Source organism: Kitasatospora sp. NPDC007106 (assembly GCF_040634455.1).
Taxonomy (GTDB): Bacteria; Actinomycetota; Actinomycetes; order Streptomycetales; family Streptomycetaceae; genus Kitasatospora; species Kitasatospora arboriphila.
In genome coordinates this window covers 34495-48638 of sequence record NZ_JBEYFP010000006.1, presented here as the reverse complement: position 1 = coordinate 48638, position 14144 = coordinate 34495, and the positions used below count along the sequence as shown (strand labels likewise).

General features: G+C 70.6%; 18 protein-coding genes. 12 read left to right on the top strand and 6 right to left on the bottom strand.

All coding sequences use genetic code 11. The annotated features are described in order from the left end of the window. Positions 1–200: 200 nt before the first annotated feature. The 4 genes from ABZ641_RS01650 to ABZ641_RS01635 form a co-directional block, all read right to left on the bottom strand. Entirely contained in the window at positions 201–1022 is an 822-nt protein-coding gene (locus ABZ641_RS01650) for a DUF4097 family beta strand repeat-containing protein (protein WP_359978357.1), read from the bottom strand. A gap of 85 nt (positions 1023–1107) precedes the next feature. Then, the gene (locus ABZ641_RS01645) at positions 1108–1752 is read right to left on the bottom strand and encodes a response regulator transcription factor (RefSeq protein ID WP_344622645.1); all 645 of its coding nucleotides are present in this window, start codon (positions 1750–1752) and stop codon (positions 1108–1110) included. Beyond that, positions 1740–2966: a sensor histidine kinase gene (locus tag ABZ641_RS01640; protein ID WP_344622644.1), complete on the bottom strand. Its 1227-nt coding sequence runs from the start codon at positions 2964–2966 to the stop codon at positions 1740–1742. Before ABZ641_RS01640 ends, ABZ641_RS01645 begins: the two co-directional genes overlap by 13 nt. 1284 nt (positions 2967–4250) lie before the next feature. Further along, positions 4251–5258, bottom strand: a complete 1008-nt coding sequence (locus tag ABZ641_RS01635) for a helix-turn-helix transcriptional regulator (RefSeq protein ID WP_359978354.1) — start codon at positions 5256–5258, stop codon at positions 4251–4253. Between the two features lie 102 nt (positions 5259–5360). Here ABZ641_RS01635 and ABZ641_RS01630 point away from each other — a divergent pair, with 102 nt between their 5' ends. Together ABZ641_RS01630 and ABZ641_RS01625 are read left to right on the top strand one after the other, a co-directional pair. After that, positions 5361–6800, top strand: a complete 1440-nt coding sequence (locus tag ABZ641_RS01630) for an MFS transporter (protein ID WP_359978351.1) — start codon at positions 5361–5363, stop codon at positions 6798–6800. Between the two features lie 84 nt (positions 6801–6884). Then, on the top strand, positions 6885–7016 hold the full coding sequence (locus tag ABZ641_RS01625) for a hypothetical protein (protein WP_359978348.1): 132 nt from the start codon (positions 6885–6887) through the stop codon (positions 7014–7016). Here ABZ641_RS01625 and ABZ641_RS01620 read toward each other — a convergent pair. Next, positions 7013–8329: a site-specific integrase gene (locus ABZ641_RS01620; RefSeq protein WP_359978346.1), complete on the bottom strand. Its 1317-nt coding sequence runs from the start codon at positions 8327–8329 to the stop codon at positions 7013–7015. The genes ABZ641_RS01625 and ABZ641_RS01620 overlap by 4 nt on opposite strands. Then, entirely contained in the window at positions 8304–8720 is a 417-nt protein-coding gene (locus ABZ641_RS01615; protein WP_359978344.1) for a hypothetical protein, read from the bottom strand. The genes ABZ641_RS01620 and ABZ641_RS01615 overlap by 26 nt, the downstream gene beginning before the upstream one ends. Positions 8721–8899: 179 nt before the next feature. On the opposite strand from ABZ641_RS01615, the gene ABZ641_RS01610 reads away from it, so the two are divergent. From ABZ641_RS01610 to ABZ641_RS01565, 10 genes are all read left to right on the top strand, one after another. Then, positions 8900–9115, top strand: coding sequence for a helix-turn-helix domain-containing protein (locus tag ABZ641_RS01610; protein ID WP_359978342.1), 216 nt, complete (start codon positions 8900–8902; stop codon positions 9113–9115). A gap of 121 nt (positions 9116–9236) precedes the next feature. After that, positions 9237–9641, top strand: coding sequence for a hypothetical protein (locus ABZ641_RS01605; RefSeq protein ID WP_359978340.1), 405 nt, complete (start codon positions 9237–9239; stop codon positions 9639–9641). A gap of 97 nt (positions 9642–9738) precedes the next feature. Beyond that, positions 9739–9948 carry a hypothetical protein gene (locus ABZ641_RS01600; RefSeq protein ID WP_359978337.1) on the top strand — a complete coding sequence of 70 codons (210 nt, stop codon included), beginning with the start codon at positions 9739–9741 and terminating at the stop codon, positions 9946–9948. Further along, positions 9945–10778, top strand: coding sequence for a bifunctional DNA primase/polymerase (locus tag ABZ641_RS01595; protein WP_359978335.1), 834 nt, complete (start codon positions 9945–9947; stop codon positions 10776–10778). The genes ABZ641_RS01600 and ABZ641_RS01595 overlap by 4 nt, the downstream gene beginning before the upstream one ends. Next, the gene (locus tag ABZ641_RS01590) at positions 10775–12082 is read left to right on the top strand and encodes a hypothetical protein (RefSeq protein WP_359978332.1); all 1308 of its coding nucleotides are present in this window, start codon (positions 10775–10777) and stop codon (positions 12080–12082) included. The genes ABZ641_RS01595 and ABZ641_RS01590 overlap by 4 nt, the downstream gene beginning before the upstream one ends. Before the next feature lie 183 nt (positions 12083–12265). Beyond that, positions 12266–12463, top strand: a complete 198-nt coding sequence (locus ABZ641_RS01585) for a hypothetical protein (RefSeq protein ID WP_359978329.1) — start codon at positions 12266–12268, stop codon at positions 12461–12463. After that, positions 12460–12912 (top strand): hypothetical protein, encoded by a 453-nt coding sequence (locus tag ABZ641_RS01580; RefSeq protein ID WP_359978327.1) that lies wholly within the window; start codon positions 12460–12462, stop codon positions 12910–12912. Before ABZ641_RS01585 ends, ABZ641_RS01580 begins: the two co-directional genes overlap by 4 nt. A 24-nt stretch (positions 12913–12936) precedes the next feature. Continuing rightward, positions 12937–13170 carry a hypothetical protein gene (locus ABZ641_RS01575; RefSeq protein ID WP_359978324.1) on the top strand — a complete coding sequence of 78 codons (234 nt, stop codon included), beginning with the start codon at positions 12937–12939 and terminating at the stop codon, positions 13168–13170. Between the two features lie 62 nt (positions 13171–13232). Next, the gene (locus ABZ641_RS01570; RefSeq protein WP_359978322.1) at positions 13233–13586 is read left to right on the top strand and encodes a hypothetical protein; all 354 of its coding nucleotides are present in this window, start codon (positions 13233–13235) and stop codon (positions 13584–13586) included. 188 nt (positions 13587–13774) lie between these two features. Continuing rightward, complete coding sequence (locus ABZ641_RS01565; RefSeq protein ID WP_359978320.1) at positions 13775–14131, top strand: hypothetical protein; 357 nt, start codon at positions 13775–13777, stop codon at positions 14129–14131. Positions 14132–14144 lie beyond the last annotated feature (13 nt).

Sequence of the window (14144 nt, the reverse complement as noted above, 5' to 3'; positions counted from 1 at the left end):
TGGGTGGTGGGTGGGGTGGGGTGGGTGGTGGGTGGGGTGGGGTGGGTGGTGGGTGGGGTGGGGTGGGTGGTGGGTGGGCTTGGACGGGTGAGCGGGCGGGCTTGTGTGGGTGGGGTAGCTGGGCTGGCCGGGCTTGTGCGGCCGGGCGGTGGCTGAGCGGGTGGGGCAGCTGGGCGGGTGGGCTGACTTGGCCGCGGCGGCTACGGGGTGGCTTTCGCCACGCTGATCTGGCCGGAGCTGGTGGCGATGTCGAGGTGGCGGGTGGAGGTGTCGGATCTCAGGGCCGGGTTGATGTCCACTGCACCTGAACTGGTGTTGTGGTCGATGCGGTACCCGGCAGGGTCGGCCGGGAGTTCGAGGTCGACCTGGCCGGAGGTGGCTGTGACGGTGACCTCCTCGGGTGGGCGGGCGAACATGAGCAGCAGTTGCCCGGAGGTCAGGACGGCCTGAACGCGGGTGGAGGTCAAGGTCTCGCCGGTGATCTGTCCCGAGGACGCCTTCGCCCAGACCGGGCCGCTCACAGCATCGAGCCGGATCGCCCCCGAGGTGGTCTCGATCCGGAGCTCCCCGGACAGCCCTCGCGCGGTGAATCCACCGGACGTGGCCCGGGCATGGACCGGCACTCCGGCCGGAATCCGGATGTCGAGCAGGAGCCCGCACCCGAAGGGCTCGGCGTCCAGCGGCCCGACGATGGTGCCGCAGCGGACGGTTATTCGGAGAGTTCCGTTCTCCAGGCTCTCCTCGACCGCGGGTGGCCGCAGCGCCCAGTCAGCCCGCTGGTCCACCGTGACGCGGTCGGGCCCACCGGCCTCGACCCGCACCTGAGCGGCCTCGGCATTGAGTTCCACTGCGGTGACCGGACCGAGGAAGGTCCGCGTGGTCGTCCGGTACGCCATGACGCCCCAGGCCATGCCAGCTCCGGCAAGGACGCTGAGGGTCAGCACGATGATCGCGACGGCGCGCCAGGCCTTGCGCTCACGCTCTCCTGCTGAGGTGTCTGCTGTGCCCGCGGTGCCACTCATGCCGTCTGCCATGTCTGCGGTGGCTGCGCTGCCTCGCCGGCTGTGGCGGGCTGCGGCGGCGGCGTTGACCGGGCGGATCGCCACCTCAGCCCACCTCGAGGAACCGGAGGACTGCGAGGACCCTGCGGTGGTCTGCGTCCGTCTGCGGGAGGTCGAGCTTCATCAGGATGGCGTTGATGTGCTTCGCGACAGCGCTGTCGCTCACTACCAGGATGGCGGCGATGCCGGCGTTGGACCGGCCTTCCGCCATGAGGGCGAGGACGTCGCGCTCGCGTGGAGTCAGTTTGCGGAGCGGATCGCGATCCTTGCGGACGAGGAGTTGGGCGACCACCTCGGGGTCGAGCGCCGTACCGCCGTCGGCAACTCGCTGGAGCGCCTCCAGGAAGTCGTCGACATTGGCGACACGCTGCTTGAGCAGGTACCCGACGCCACTGGTGTTCGCCGAGAGCAGGTCGGCGGCGTAGCGCTCCTCCACATACTGTGAGAGCAGCAGGACGGCCACATCGGGCCACTGCCTGCGGATCAGCAGCGCAGCCTTGACGCCCTCGTCCGCGAAGTCCGGTGGCATTCGCACATCAATGATCGCAATGTCAGGTTTGTGTTCCTCGACTGCGGCCAGCAGGGATTCTGCGTCTCCGACCGCAGCCGGGATCTCGTAGCCGACGGATTCCAGCACCTTGATCAGGCCGACCCGTAGGAGGACGGAGTCTTCGGCAATCACAGCTCGCACGGCAGCTCCACGGTGAGAGTGGTGGGGCCCCCGAGGGGGCTGATGACAGTGAGCGTGCCGTCGACCGAGGCCGCTCGTTTCCGCAGGCCCGTCAGGCCGCTTCCCCTGGACGGATCGGCCCCGCCGATGCCGTCGTCGCCGATGACTATCCGGAGCCGGTCTCCGGATCGACGGACGGAGAGGTCGACGCGGGACGCCCGGGCGTGCTTGGCCGCGTTCGCCAGTGCCTCGGAGACTGTGAAGTAGGCGACCGCTTCGACCGCTGGTGCCACACGTCCGTCGAGGTCGACGTCCATGCGCACCGGCACCGGACTCCGAGCGGCGATGCCGGACAGTGCTGCGTCCAACCCGCGGTCCTCCAGGACGACCGGGTGCAGGCCGCGGACGAGGTCGCGCAGCTCCTCGATGGCTGCCTGGGCCTCCTCGTGCGCCTCGACGATGACCTGCATGGCCTCCGTCGGAATGTCGGTCAGCGTCCGGCGGGCCAGTCCGAGGTTCATGGCGAGGGAGACGAGACGCTGCTGGGCACCGTCGTGGAGGTCCCGCTCGATCCGGCGGCGCTCGGCGTCTGCCGCGTCCACTACCCCGGCACGGCTGACCGCGAGTCGCTCCACCCGTTCTTCCAGCACCTCGGCCCGGTTGCGACCGATCAGGGCGCGGGTGGTCCGCTCGTCGGTGCGGGCGATCCAGGCGAACGCCCAGGGCCCGAGGAGGAGCAGCGCCACACCGGCGGCAGTGACCAATCCCCCATCGGTCGTCCACCCGGATCCGGGCCGCATTGGGCCGTCGGGCGGCAGCGCCCAGATCCAGACGAAGAACGTCGCCATGACGAGACCGGCTCCCCAGACCGCCATGACCAGGAGGCCTGCGGTCGCGAACAGTGGGGCCATGACGACGTGATGGAGCGTCTGGCGCCAGGTCATGCCGGCGCGCAGTCTCCTCGCCCACCCCGCATCGGGCGGCAGCCGGCTCGGCACGTCCACGCCGCGCAGGACGAGGAGGCGACTTCGCTGTGCCGTCGTCAGGAGGTCGAAGCAGAAGGGAAGTACGAACACCAGGACGGCGGCGGACTTGGCGTCGAGGAGGAGAACGACGGCCGGCATCCCCAGGGGGACACCTGCCGCGACGAAGAGGGTGTCCCGCCTGGCAGCCGCCGCCCACGGAACGCGCCGGAGAAGTGGCGCGAGCGGGTTGCGGAGAGCGGAATCGGACATGGCGGAAAGAGTAGTTGGCGCGCGATCAGCTCCACCATGAAGTGCTCTTCACTGTTGATGGTGTAGCTGGCTTCACCATGAAAAGTGAAGTGTGCGCCAACGACAGGGGCATCCGCAGGTCGCGAATGTTGTCGGCATGACGAACAGCCTGACGAACAGCACGGGAAACAACACGGCGAACGGCACGGCGAACAGCACGGCGAACGACCGGACGAGCAACACGGTGTACGGCCGGGCGAACCCGACGGTGCGCGAGGCGGACGGCGCTGCCCGGGACACCGGAGCGGGCGGCGTCGGCCCGTCGACCGCTGCGGGACCGCTGGCGGGTGCCCGTGCCCGAGGGCTCGCTGCGGACCGCGTCGGCGAGACGGTCCGCGGTCGCGGCGCAGTACCTCCGGGGCGGAGTCGGGTGCCACCGCCCAGCGTCCGCCGTACTTTGGCCCTGCCTGTGCTGGGGCCGTGGTCCGTCCGGGGTTCGGCGGGGCGCGGGCGCCGGGCCGCGTTGGAGGTCTACGAGCACGGCGAGTTGCTCGATGTGGTGGTGACGTCGTCCTTGGCGGGTGGCGTGCTCCGTGGCGTACGGCGACGGCCGGGCACCGGCCATCCCGGGGCCTTCGCCTGGGGGCGGCTGTGCGCGGACGGCTCACCGCCCGCGGTGGTGTTCACCCGTGGCCGACGGGCCAGTCAGCGGGTTCCCGCCGGGTTGACCACGGTGATGGGTGCGTTCTGGCTGGCTTGGTGCGCCACACCTGCAACAGGTGTCCTGGTGAGCGGGCCGGGCTGCCCACCGGTCCGGCTGCGGGCGGGGGTTGCTGCGTGAGCCACCACCGGCTGCTGGCCGTCTGCGGACTCGCGCTGATCCCCTGGGCGGTGGCCCTGGCCTGGGCACATCTCGTCGGCTGGGCCCTGCTCGACGCGGCCGAGGCCGCAGCGCTGCTCACTGCAGGCCTGCGGCCGGACGGCCGCGGCGCGGCACCCCGCTCGGCCGCGTGCCTCGCCGGTCTGCTGCTCGGGCTGGACGCACTGGTCGATGTCTCGACAGCTGCCACCGGGCCCGAGCTGGCTACCGCACTCACCATGGCACTTGCCGCCGAGGTGCCGATCGCGCTGGTGTGCCTGCTGCTCGCAGCCGACCGCGCTGCCTTCGACCACGCGGCGAGCCGTGCGTGCCGGACGCCCCGGGTGCCGCGCTTCACCATCGGTGCCTCGCTGCCGCGACGCACGGGCTCGCCGGTTCGCCGCGGCGCACTGGCGATCCCCGCCCTGCTCCGCGCGTCGACGCACTCAGGAACGGGCCGCGAGAGCCTCCAGCTTGCTCCGCGTCTCCTCGTCCTGGGGCGTGTAGGCGACAAGTCTCGGGCCGGGCCGCGGGCCGAGCCAGAGATTGGTGTACTCGAAGCGCATCAAGCCGACGTCCGGCACCAGGAAGCGCTTCAGGCCGTTGCCGAGGCCGGCGACCTCGTGCTGCTGCCACATCTCCTCGAACTCGGGCGAGGCCTTGCGCAGTCGGTTCAGCAACGTCTTCCACGCAGGCTCGGCCCCGTGATCGGCCATGGCGGTACGGAACTTGGCCACCATGGCGGGGCGCGCCTCCCCGATGTCGAGGAGGCTCCTCTGGAACTCGGAGTCGGTGAAGGCCAGCCACATCAGATTGCGGTCCTCGAACGGGAGGGCGTCGAGGTCGCCTGCGATCCAGGTGTAGGCGCGGTTGTAGGCGAGAACGTCGTAGCGGCTGTTCAGCACGGCGGCCGGCATCGGCTCCAGCTGAGTGAGGAGCATCCGCGCGGCCGGCGTGACGGTGGCGCATTCGACGATCGGGGCAGGGTCCTCGGCACCGGCCAGGACGAACAGGTGGGCACGTTCCGTCGGGTCGAGCATGAGCGCCCGTGCCACCGACTGCAGCACCTGGGCGGAGACCTGGATGTCCCGCCCCTGCTCCAGCCAGGTGTACCAGGTGACTCCCACCGTGGCGAGGTGCGCCACTTCTTCCCGGCGAAGGCCCGGTGTGCGGCGGCGCCCGGTCTCGGGCAACCCCACCTGCTCGGGCGAGATGCGCTCCCGGCGGCTACGGAGGAAGGCGGCGAGCTCCTGTCGCCGGGCAGCGGCCGGAGCGAGTTCGGCCCCGGCGCCGGCTCCCGGCCTGGTAGCCGTGGACCCCGTGGCTGTGGACCCCGTAGCCGTGAAGCCCGCCGCCGTCGGGCTTGTGGCCGTGGACCCGCCGGCCCTGGTGGCAGGGCCGGGCCGGGAGGCAGACTCCGTAGGGCGGCCTGTGGAGGCGATGCGTGTAGCCATGCCTACCAGGATGCTCCCGCGCGCATCCTGTTGCCAGGTACTCGTTATACCTGGATAAACGATGTCTGGTACCAGGGTGCGGCGAGGCGGATCGTAGGTGCCGTGACTCAGCAACTGACGCTTCCACGGACCACCTCCACCGCCGGTCGTGCCACGGACGCCCCCACCCTGGGTGTCGCGGGCCTCGTCACCGTCCTGCTCGGCGCCTTCCTGCCGATGCTCGACTTCTTCATCGTCAACGTCGCGCTGCCCACCATCGACCACGACCTCGCTGCGGGCCCCGCGGTTCTGGAGCTCGTCGCCGCCGGTTACGGCATCGCCTTCGCGGTCCTGCTGGTCCTGGGCGGCCGGCTCGGCGACGCACTCGGTCGGCGCCGTCTGTTCGTCGCCGGTGCCGCGCTCTTCGCGGTGACGTCCCTGGCCTGCGGTCTCGCGCCGACGGCGTGGACGCTGGTGGCGGCACGCGTGGCGCAGGGCGCCTCCGCTGCGCTGCTGCTGCCCCAGGTCCTGGCGACCATCACCGCTGCCAGCAGCGGGTCCCAGCGTGCCCGGGCACTCGGCATCTACGGCGCGGTCGGCGGCATCTCCGTCGTCATCGGCCAGGTCCTCGGCGGCATGATGGTCGCGGCGGACCTGTTCGGGAGCGGCTGGCGCGCCGTGTTCCTGCTCAACGTCCCGTTCGCCCTGCTGACCGCGGTGCTCGCCGTCCGGTTCGTGCCCGAGACGCGGGCCAGCCGTGCCGCCGGAGTGGACGTGCCCGGCACGGTGCTGCTGACCGCCTCGCTGCTCTCCCTCTTCGTCCCGCTGATGGAGGGCCGGGCCGTCGGTTGGCCGCTGTGGACCTGGCTGCTGCTCGGCCTGTTCCCGCTGCTCGCCGCCGCCTTCCTGACCGTGGAACGCCGGGCCGAGCGGATGGGCCGGACACCGCTGGTGCCGCTCTCACTGCTGCACATTCCCGAGATGCGCCGAGGACTCGGCATCGCGCTGCCCTACTTCACCGGCTTCGGCGGCTTCATGTTCGTGGTGGCGATCCTGCTCCAGCACGGTCTCCGGCTCGGGCCGGTCGCCGCCGGCTGGGCGCTGGTGCCGATGGCCGCAGGGTACTTCGCGGCCTCGCTCTCCGGCCCGCGTCTGGTGGGACGGTTCGGCAGCCGGGTGATCACGGCGGGCGCAGTGGTCCAGGGGATCGGCCTGGTCACCCTGCTGGCCACCGTCCTGGCGGACTGGACTCACTTCTCGCCGCTGCGGATGCTGCCCGGCGTCGCCCTGGCGGGCATCGGCCAGGGCCTGGTGGGCACTCCGCTGTTCCGCGTGGTGCTGTCCAAGGTCCCTGCCGAGCGGGCAGGCGTCGGGAGCGGCGTCCTGGCGACCACCCAGCAGTCCAGCCTCGCGCTCGGCGTCGCCACCCTCGGCACGCTCTTCCTCGCGGTGTCCCCCACCATGGGCTTCGCGCACGCACTGGCGCTCGTGCTGGCCCTCCAGTTCGGCGGCTCGGTGATCATCGCCGTCCTCAGCCTGCGGCTCCCGCGCTCGGTTGCCTGACCTGCGGGGCAGCGTACGAGGTGGTGTTCCAAGGGTGCGAAAAACCGGAAGCAGAGTGTCGGCGACGGATGGGAGCATGACGTCATGACGACCACTGAACCCACCACACCGGCCGACACCCGCACCCGTGAGCAGTTGGTCGCCCTGGTCGAGGCGGGCACTCGGCCCAAGTACCTGCTCGTCTGGGGGCGTGAACCTGCGACCTGCAAGTTCTAGGTAGCCGGGTCCGCCGAGGGCACATTGAGGGCACTCGACTCGAAAAACAGGGCGGTGAGCATGGAGCCCATCGCAGCGTCGATCACGCGCTTCGTCCGGTCCTCGGAGGCCGGCATCAGATGCACGTACGTCCGCAGTGTGAACGCAGGGTCGTGGTGCCCCAGGTACTCCGAGAGGGCGGTGATGTTCTCCCCTCCGTCGAGGAGCGCGCTTGCGTAGTGATGCCGCAGCGCATGCATGCCGTCCTCCTCGGCCGCCGCGTGCGTCTCACCCTTCCTCGGCCCCGGGATCACACCGGCGGCGGCCAGAGCAGGCTTCCAGACGCGGGAATTGAAGCTGTTGGAGTCGATGGCGTTGGCGCTGTCGGGGGTGGTGAACAGCAGCTGGACCGTGGCGGCAGCGCCGTCCGCCGTGCGCCACGGCAGGCTAACCGGCTTCGGCGGATACACCTTCATGTGGACCGCCAGGGCGGCCGCTACTGACGGCGGGAGCGGCACCTCACGAGTACGGCCGCCCTTCGGAGGGGCAAATACCCGCTTGTAGTCGACGTGCTTCACCTGCCTGCGGACGTGGACGAGGCCGCGCTTGAGGTCGAGGTCGTCCGGGCCGAGGCCGAGGATCTCCCCCTGGCGCAGCCCGCAGCCAGCAGCCAGCACGCCCATGCCCGTGTAACGCCCGGGCAGGGCCCCGAGGACGGCCGCGACGCGCTCAGCGGTCCACGGCTGGATCTTCTTCTTCTCGACCTTCGGGGGTCGAACCGATTTTGCTCGGGCCGGGTTCTTGCTGATCACCTCGTCATCGACGGCGGCCGCGAGAATCGCCGAGAGCGTACCGAGGATGCCATTCGCGTAGGTGGCTTTCACCGTCAGGCCGGAGAGCCATGCCTGGATGGTGGAGGACCGCAAGGCTCGGAGCGGGCGGCCGCCCAGGGCGGGCAGGATGTGCAGCCGCAGGTGTCGGCTCTGGATATCGATCGTCGAAGGGTCGCTAGTCCGGGAGGCCAGCCAGTCCTCGGCGAACTCCCGAAGGGTAATGTTCCCGGCCTTCGGGTCGATGTAGGTGCCGCGGTTCAGGTCGGTCTCGACCTCGGCGGCGCGGCTGTCGGCCTGGCTGCGCTTCGCGAAGTTCTCCTTGCGTTGACCGCCCTCGTGATCGCGGTAGCGGACTTGCCAGCGCCTGCCCTTGCCGTGCTCGGCGCTGGGAACCAGCGTGCGGGTCTGACTGGTGTGGTCAGGGCACGGCTTTGCGTCCATGGGCGGCCGGGACAGGTGCCACCTGTCGTAGACGTCAGCCATCTTGGCCTCGAACGGCATCGCTCTGCGCCTCGATGTTCGCGGCGCTCCACTGACTCGCTGGCGGGGTCCACTCCGAGCTCGGCACCTCACTGAAGTACCAGCGCGCATCCACGTTCCCGATTGGCGACTGTCCTCGAATCCAGGCCCGCGCGAAGCCTGGCGTCGTGGGGTTGCCAGCCGGAACGACGCGATAAAGCGCCACTTCCTCGCCGTCCACGGGCGGGACCAGCAGGTGAACAGGTGCAACCGAGAGCGCAAATGCCAGGCCGAACAGCTCGTCGACCGTGACGTCGCGCCGACGACGCCCATCCGGACCTCGACGACCGCTCTCGATGTTGGACAGTGCCTGAGCCGTCAGCCCAGGAAGTCCGAGCTTTGCGCACTCCTCGGCGAGGGCCTTCGCAGTCATGCCGCGCCTCTTCCGGACCTCCCTCACCCGCTCGGCAACTACATCGCTCACTGTCAGCGGACTCGTCATAACGACGAATGTACTCGGCGCCTTGACGAGTCGCAAGAGACAGGGGCAAGCTTTGGCATACGTCGACACGACGAGCTAAGTCGTCGAATCAACGATTCATGGAGTGGCCCATGCCTCCCTCCCGTCTGCCCCAGGTGACCGATGCGCAGAGGCGCAAGCTCGCCACCGCGCAGGAGGTCGCCGAGTACTGCGGCGTGCCGATCAGCACCGTCTACCAGTGGTCGAGCCGCGGTGGCGGTCCCAAGTTCATCAAGGTTGGCCGCCACCTGCGCGCCCGCTGGACCGACGTCGATCAGTGGCTCGACACCCAGACGATCGCCGCCTGAAACGCGAAAGGCCCCATCCGGACGGCCATCCAGACAAGGGCCCGACGCGCTCCGACCACGACAAAGCCCCGGCCAACCACCAAGAAGACCCGGGGCTTGTCCCTCCAAGAAGGAGAACGCTGTGAACCACAGTAAGGCCAGAAGCGCCGACAGCTCCATCCAGGGCGCCACCGCGCCCTTCACCGGCACCAGCGCTATGCGCGCTGCCGAGCGGGCCATCCACACCGCCCTCGCCCGTTCCGAGCGGCCGCAGGAGACCGCCGCGAAGCTGGCGATCTTCGGCGCCGAGACGGCCGAGGCGGTCTTCCCGCACCCCGGTCAGGACGGGTGGAGCAGCGCCGAGCGCGCCTCGAACCCGCTCTACGCCCTGGCCGACGCCTTGATCGACGCGACGGTCCGCCGCCACATCGAGGGCGCCCTCGCCGACGGGATAGCGGTCGCCGAAGCCGCCGAGGACATCCGGGTCGGGCTGTACGCCGCGGTCGACCTCGCGGTCGAGCGGGCTGCCCGGGGCGAGGCCGGCTGATGACCCACCGCACCACCACCGAGGCCCCGGCGGCGACCACTGCCGGGGCCTCGGGCCGTCCAGGCCGGTCGGCGCGTGGCCGGTGCCCAAGGCGCCCATGAACCGGCTCGAACTGGCCTACGCCACCGCCCAGCGGGACCGGGCCGACTTCCGGCTCATCCTCACCGCCACGCGCCGCATCCTCTCCACCCAGCCCAACGCCCGCACCCGGCGGGCCGCCCTGCGCCGCATCGTGCGGGCACTCGAGACGCTGACCGGCGATCTCGACCTGGCCGCCGAGTCGGCGAAGAAGCCGAGGACTCCATGACCGATCTCCTGCGTGCCGTTCTCGGCTACGCCGATCACGGCTGGAAGGTGTTCCCCCTGTCCGGCAAGACTCCTGCCATCCCGCGCCTGCACCCCAAAGACGACCCCTGCCGCGGAGAGTGCGGCAGCGACGGCCACGGCTACCACGACGCCACCACCGACCAGGACCACCTCCGGGCCTGGTGGGACAGGTACCCGCAGGCCAACATCGGGCTGCCCTGCCTGCCCAACGGCCTCGCCGTGGTCGACATCGACCCGCGCAACGGCGGCAACAAGACCCTCGCGCACCTGGAGGGCAAGCTCGGCCCGCTGCCGGGCACGCTGATGCAGATCACCGGCGGCGATGGCCTGCACATGGTCTACCGTGCCCCGCAGCAGCGGCTGCCGGGCAAGCTGGGCCCGGGCATCGACGTGAAGGCCAACGGCTACATCGTGGTCGCCCCCTCCGTGCACCCGGACACCGCAGGCCGCTACCGCTGGTCGGGGGACGGCAAGTTCACCCACCGGCCCGCGCCGTGGCCGGCCGTGCTCCTGCCGAGGCAGCAGGCGCCTGTGGTGCCCCGCCAGCCGGTGCGCCCGGGCGGTGAGCGGGACACCCTGGCCGGGCTTGTCCACTTCGTCCTCGAAGCCCAGGAGGGGGAGCGCAACTCCCGCCTGTACTGGGCCGCCTGCCGGGCCCTGGAGGTCACCCGCGAGGGCCGGGTCTCCGCCGCGGCGGTGTTCGCCGCGCTGGTCGATGCCGGCGTCCATATCGGCCTGTCGGAGGCCGAGGCGGCCCGCACCGTCCGCAGTGCCGATCGGGCGCCGGCCCGCGGGGCGGTGAGTGCATGAGCGCGTCGTGGGACGAGACGGAGAAGATCCTGGCCCGGCACGGCCTCGGTGAGGAGGAGCAGGGCGGGCCCTCGGCGGCCGGGCGGCCGTGGCCTGCGCTCGCCGAGCCTGCCATGCACGGGCTGCCGGGGCGGATCGTGCGGGAGATCGAGCCGCACACCGAGGCGGACCCGGCCGCGATGCTGTTCACCCTGTATGCGGCCGTTGGCACGATGATCGGCCGGTCCCCGCACATGCTGACCGGCGGTGTCGAGCACGGGTGCCGTGTCTGGCCGATGGTCATCGGTCGCACCGCGGGCGGTGTGAAGGGCACCTCGTGGGCGGAAGTGCGCCGGGTCCTCAACGCGGCCGACGAGACGTTCTGCCACGACCGTGTGCAGGGTGGCCTGTCCTCCGCCGAGGGTCTGATCATCCAGGTCCGGGACGAGAGCGGCGATCCGGAGAGCAAGGACTACGACGAAGGGGTGAGCGACAAGCGCCTGCTCATCGTCGAGACGGAGTTCGCCAGCACCTTGGCCCAGGGCAAGCGCGAGGGCAACACCCTGCTGCCGCTGATCAGGCAGGCCTGGGACGGCGGGACCCTGCGCACCATGACCCTCAAGCCCAAGGTCGCCACCGACCCGCACATCGGGATCATCGGGCACATCACCCCAACCGAGCTGCGGGCCAAGCTTTCTGACTCCGAGCGGGCCGGTGGCACCATGAACCGCTTCCTGCCGGTGCTCTCCAAGCGCTCCAAGCTCCTGCCCGACGGTGGCGACCTGGGCGAGGCGACGATCAAGGCGCTGGGCGCCGAACTGCGGGAGATCATCGAGCACGCCTCGAAGATCGAGCGGATGGCGCGCACCGCGGCCGCGGCCGTGTACTGGCGCGACATCTACCGGCGCCTGGCCGCCGACCACGCGGGCGACGGCCCGGTGGCCCAGGTCGTCGCCCGTGCCGCGCCGCAGGTGCTCCGGCTGTCGGTAACCGCAGCACTGCTGGACGGCTGCGGCAGCATCGACGTCCCGCACCTGCAGGCCGCTGAGGCCATGTGGTCCTACGCCGAGGACTCCGCCTGGTACGTCTTCGGCAACAACTCCGGGAACCCCGACCTGGACCGCCTCAAGGCGTTCGTGGACGCGGCCGGAGAGGCCGGCACGTCCCGGACCTCGATCACCAGGGACTGCTTCGGCCGCAACCGCAAGAAGGCGGAGCTGGACGCGCTGTGGGCCGCCCTGCTCTCCCTCGGCGGCTACGAAGAGTGGTCGGAGCCCACCGGCGGTGCCCCGGTCCGGATGATCCGACGAACTAAGCCGAAGTAACGAACTAAGCCTCTGACCTGCGGGTATCTGAGGCGCCCCTGGGGGCTTAATTCGTAGCTACGAATTAAGCCCCCAGCCCGAAGGCCCCCTGACCTGCTTGTTTCGTAATTTCGGCTTAGTTCGTAGCGACGGCCAGGGGATCACGTAGCGCAATCACAGTCTCAATCCGAAAGGAAGATCCACGTGAGCGACAGCAACCGCCTCGCCGACATCGACGACGACGGCACCGAGCAGGTGGAGCCCATCACCGCCCAGGAGTTCAAGGACGCCTTCGGCTCTCCCGTCCTCGCCGAGACCGCCTTCGCCGCCTGGCTCGCCGCGAACAGCGATGCCCTGATCGCCGCCATCGCCGAGGCCATCGCCAGGAGGCACCAGCCGTGACCGACCCCGACGCCACCAACCACCTGATGCTCCGCTCGCGCGCCGTGCAGGAGATCGCCCATCACATCACCAGGCACGACGCCTACCTGATCACCGTCCCGCCCGGCATGCTCACCTCGGCGGCCCGGGCACTCGATGCGGTCACCACCTGGCAGGCCTACATCGACAACGGCAGCGGAGTGGTCCTGCGCACTGGGCTGATCCGCGCCGTGCGACCCAACGACCGGGCCACCGCCGCAGTCATCGCCGTGCCGAAGACGGTCGACCCCGCGGTGCTCGGCAAGGCCCTGCGCTACCCGCTGCCGGCCGACGGGTCGCGGGACTTGCTCGTCCTGCGCGGCCGCACCGGGCCGATCCACTGGCCGCTGCTGTTCGTCGACGCCATCGACCAGGTCGACCCCGTCGCCGCCGCCCAGCTGCGCGCCCACAGCCTCCCCACCCCTGCCTGACCGACTACGGAAGGAACCACAGCCATGACCATCGACCCGTTCGACCCGGCCGAGTTCAAGGCCTTCGCCGCCCAGCTCGGCATCACCACCAAGGTCGTCACCGACTCCTTCGGCCGCACCGACGTCCTGATCGACCGCGCCGGCCTGCGCGCCCTCGCCGACCACGCACCCGTCGGCCGCACCCGCGCCCACGCCATCGTCGACCAGCTCCTGGCCGCTGCCGCCGACCAGCTGCGCGGTGACGGCGCCCAGGACTGAGCCCTCACCTGGTCGGGCGTAAAGCCCGCTCGTAACTCGCCAGCCAACACGTGGAGACGACCATGACCACCACGCCCATCGCCGTGATCACCATCGACGACCGGCCCATCACCTTCTTCCTCGGCCTCGTCGAGCCCGGCACTCAGTGCGGCACCTGCAGCGCCGTCAGCCCCGGCACCGACGGCGACGATCGCATCAGCATCAAGCTCGACGGCCTCGGCATCATCTGTACCGACTGCGCCGCCGCGGCCGCCCCTGGCCTCGACCACATCGTCCACGGACTCGACCACCTGGTCGTCGGTCTCCTCACCGCCCGCGCCAACGACATGCCCCTCCACTACGAGGCTCTCTCCGGCCAGCTCATCAACGCCATCCGCGGGTTCGCCGCCGCCATCGGCGCCCTGCCCGTTGACTGACCCCGGCGGTGACCTCGATGCCGTCGAGGTCACCGCCACCGCAAAGGGTGTCCAGACTCTGCACGCCCTTCGGTCGCCGGAGCGCTGGCCGAGTTTTCCACCAGGCCCGGCCGGCAGCCCCGCGCCCAACTTTCAGGAATCTCTCTCCGGCGGATCTAGATGTCACACCGACTGATTGGAGGCCCGCGATGGCGGCCACGATGACGATCTCACTCCGGGTTCCGCCCGAGCTGCGCGACCAGCTGCAGCGCGCGGCGGCCGAGCACCGCACGACGATGTCCACCCTGGCCGTGGCGGCAATCCGGGCGCACCTGGACGGCGCCGTCCCGGCCAAGGACGGGCCCCTGGTCACGGCCGTGTCCCTCGCCTGTACCGAGGCCGGCATGCCGGAAGTCGAACGGCAGATGGCGCTGAACCTGGCCCGTACCGCGCAGGCCGGCGGCACGGCGGGCGTGGCTGCCGTACGCGAGCTGCGGGCCGTTATGGCGCAACTGCTTCACGACGATGACGACGACTGGATGGACGACCTGGCGGTGCCACAGTGAGCGGCCCTGGGTA

Excerpts from the sequence above, each read along its gene's own strand:
- ABZ641_RS01650 (WP_359978357.1), bottom strand. The coding sequence starts at position 1,022 with ATGAGTGGCACCGCGGGCACAGCAGACACCTCAGCAGGAGAGCGTGAG.
- ABZ641_RS01640 (WP_344622644.1), bottom strand. The coding sequence starts at position 2,966 with ATGTCCGATTCCGCTCTCCGCAACCCGCTCGCGCCACTTCTCCGGCGC.
- ABZ641_RS01635 (WP_359978354.1), bottom strand. The coding sequence starts at position 5,258 with ATGGCTACACGCATCGCCTCCACAGGCCGCCCTACGGAGTCTGCCTCC.
- ABZ641_RS01625 (WP_359978348.1), top strand. The coding sequence starts at position 6,885 with ATGACGACCACTGAACCCACCACACCGGCCGACACCCGCACCCGTGAG.
- ABZ641_RS01620 (WP_359978346.1), bottom strand. The coding sequence starts at position 8,329 with ATGCCGTTCGAGGCCAAGATGGCTGACGTCTACGACAGGTGGCACCTG.
- ABZ641_RS01615 (WP_359978344.1), bottom strand. The coding sequence starts at position 8,720 with ATGACTGCGAAGGCCCTCGCCGAGGAGTGCGCAAAGCTCGGACTTCCT.
- ABZ641_RS01610 (WP_359978342.1), top strand. The coding sequence starts at position 8,900 with ATGCCTCCCTCCCGTCTGCCCCAGGTGACCGATGCGCAGAGGCGCAAG.
- ABZ641_RS01600 (WP_359978337.1), top strand. The coding sequence starts at position 9,739 with ATGAACCGGCTCGAACTGGCCTACGCCACCGCCCAGCGGGACCGGGCC.
- ABZ641_RS01595 (WP_359978335.1), top strand. The coding sequence starts at position 9,945 with ATGACCGATCTCCTGCGTGCCGTTCTCGGCTACGCCGATCACGGCTGG.
- ABZ641_RS01590 (WP_359978332.1), top strand. The coding sequence starts at position 10,775 with ATGAGCGCGTCGTGGGACGAGACGGAGAAGATCCTGGCCCGGCACGGC.
- ABZ641_RS01575 (WP_359978324.1), top strand. The coding sequence starts at position 12,937 with ATGACCATCGACCCGTTCGACCCGGCCGAGTTCAAGGCCTTCGCCGCC.
- ABZ641_RS01570 (WP_359978322.1), top strand. The coding sequence starts at position 13,233 with ATGACCACCACGCCCATCGCCGTGATCACCATCGACGACCGGCCCATC.
- ABZ641_RS01565 (WP_359978320.1), top strand. The coding sequence starts at position 13,775 with ATGGCGGCCACGATGACGATCTCACTCCGGGTTCCGCCCGAGCTGCGC.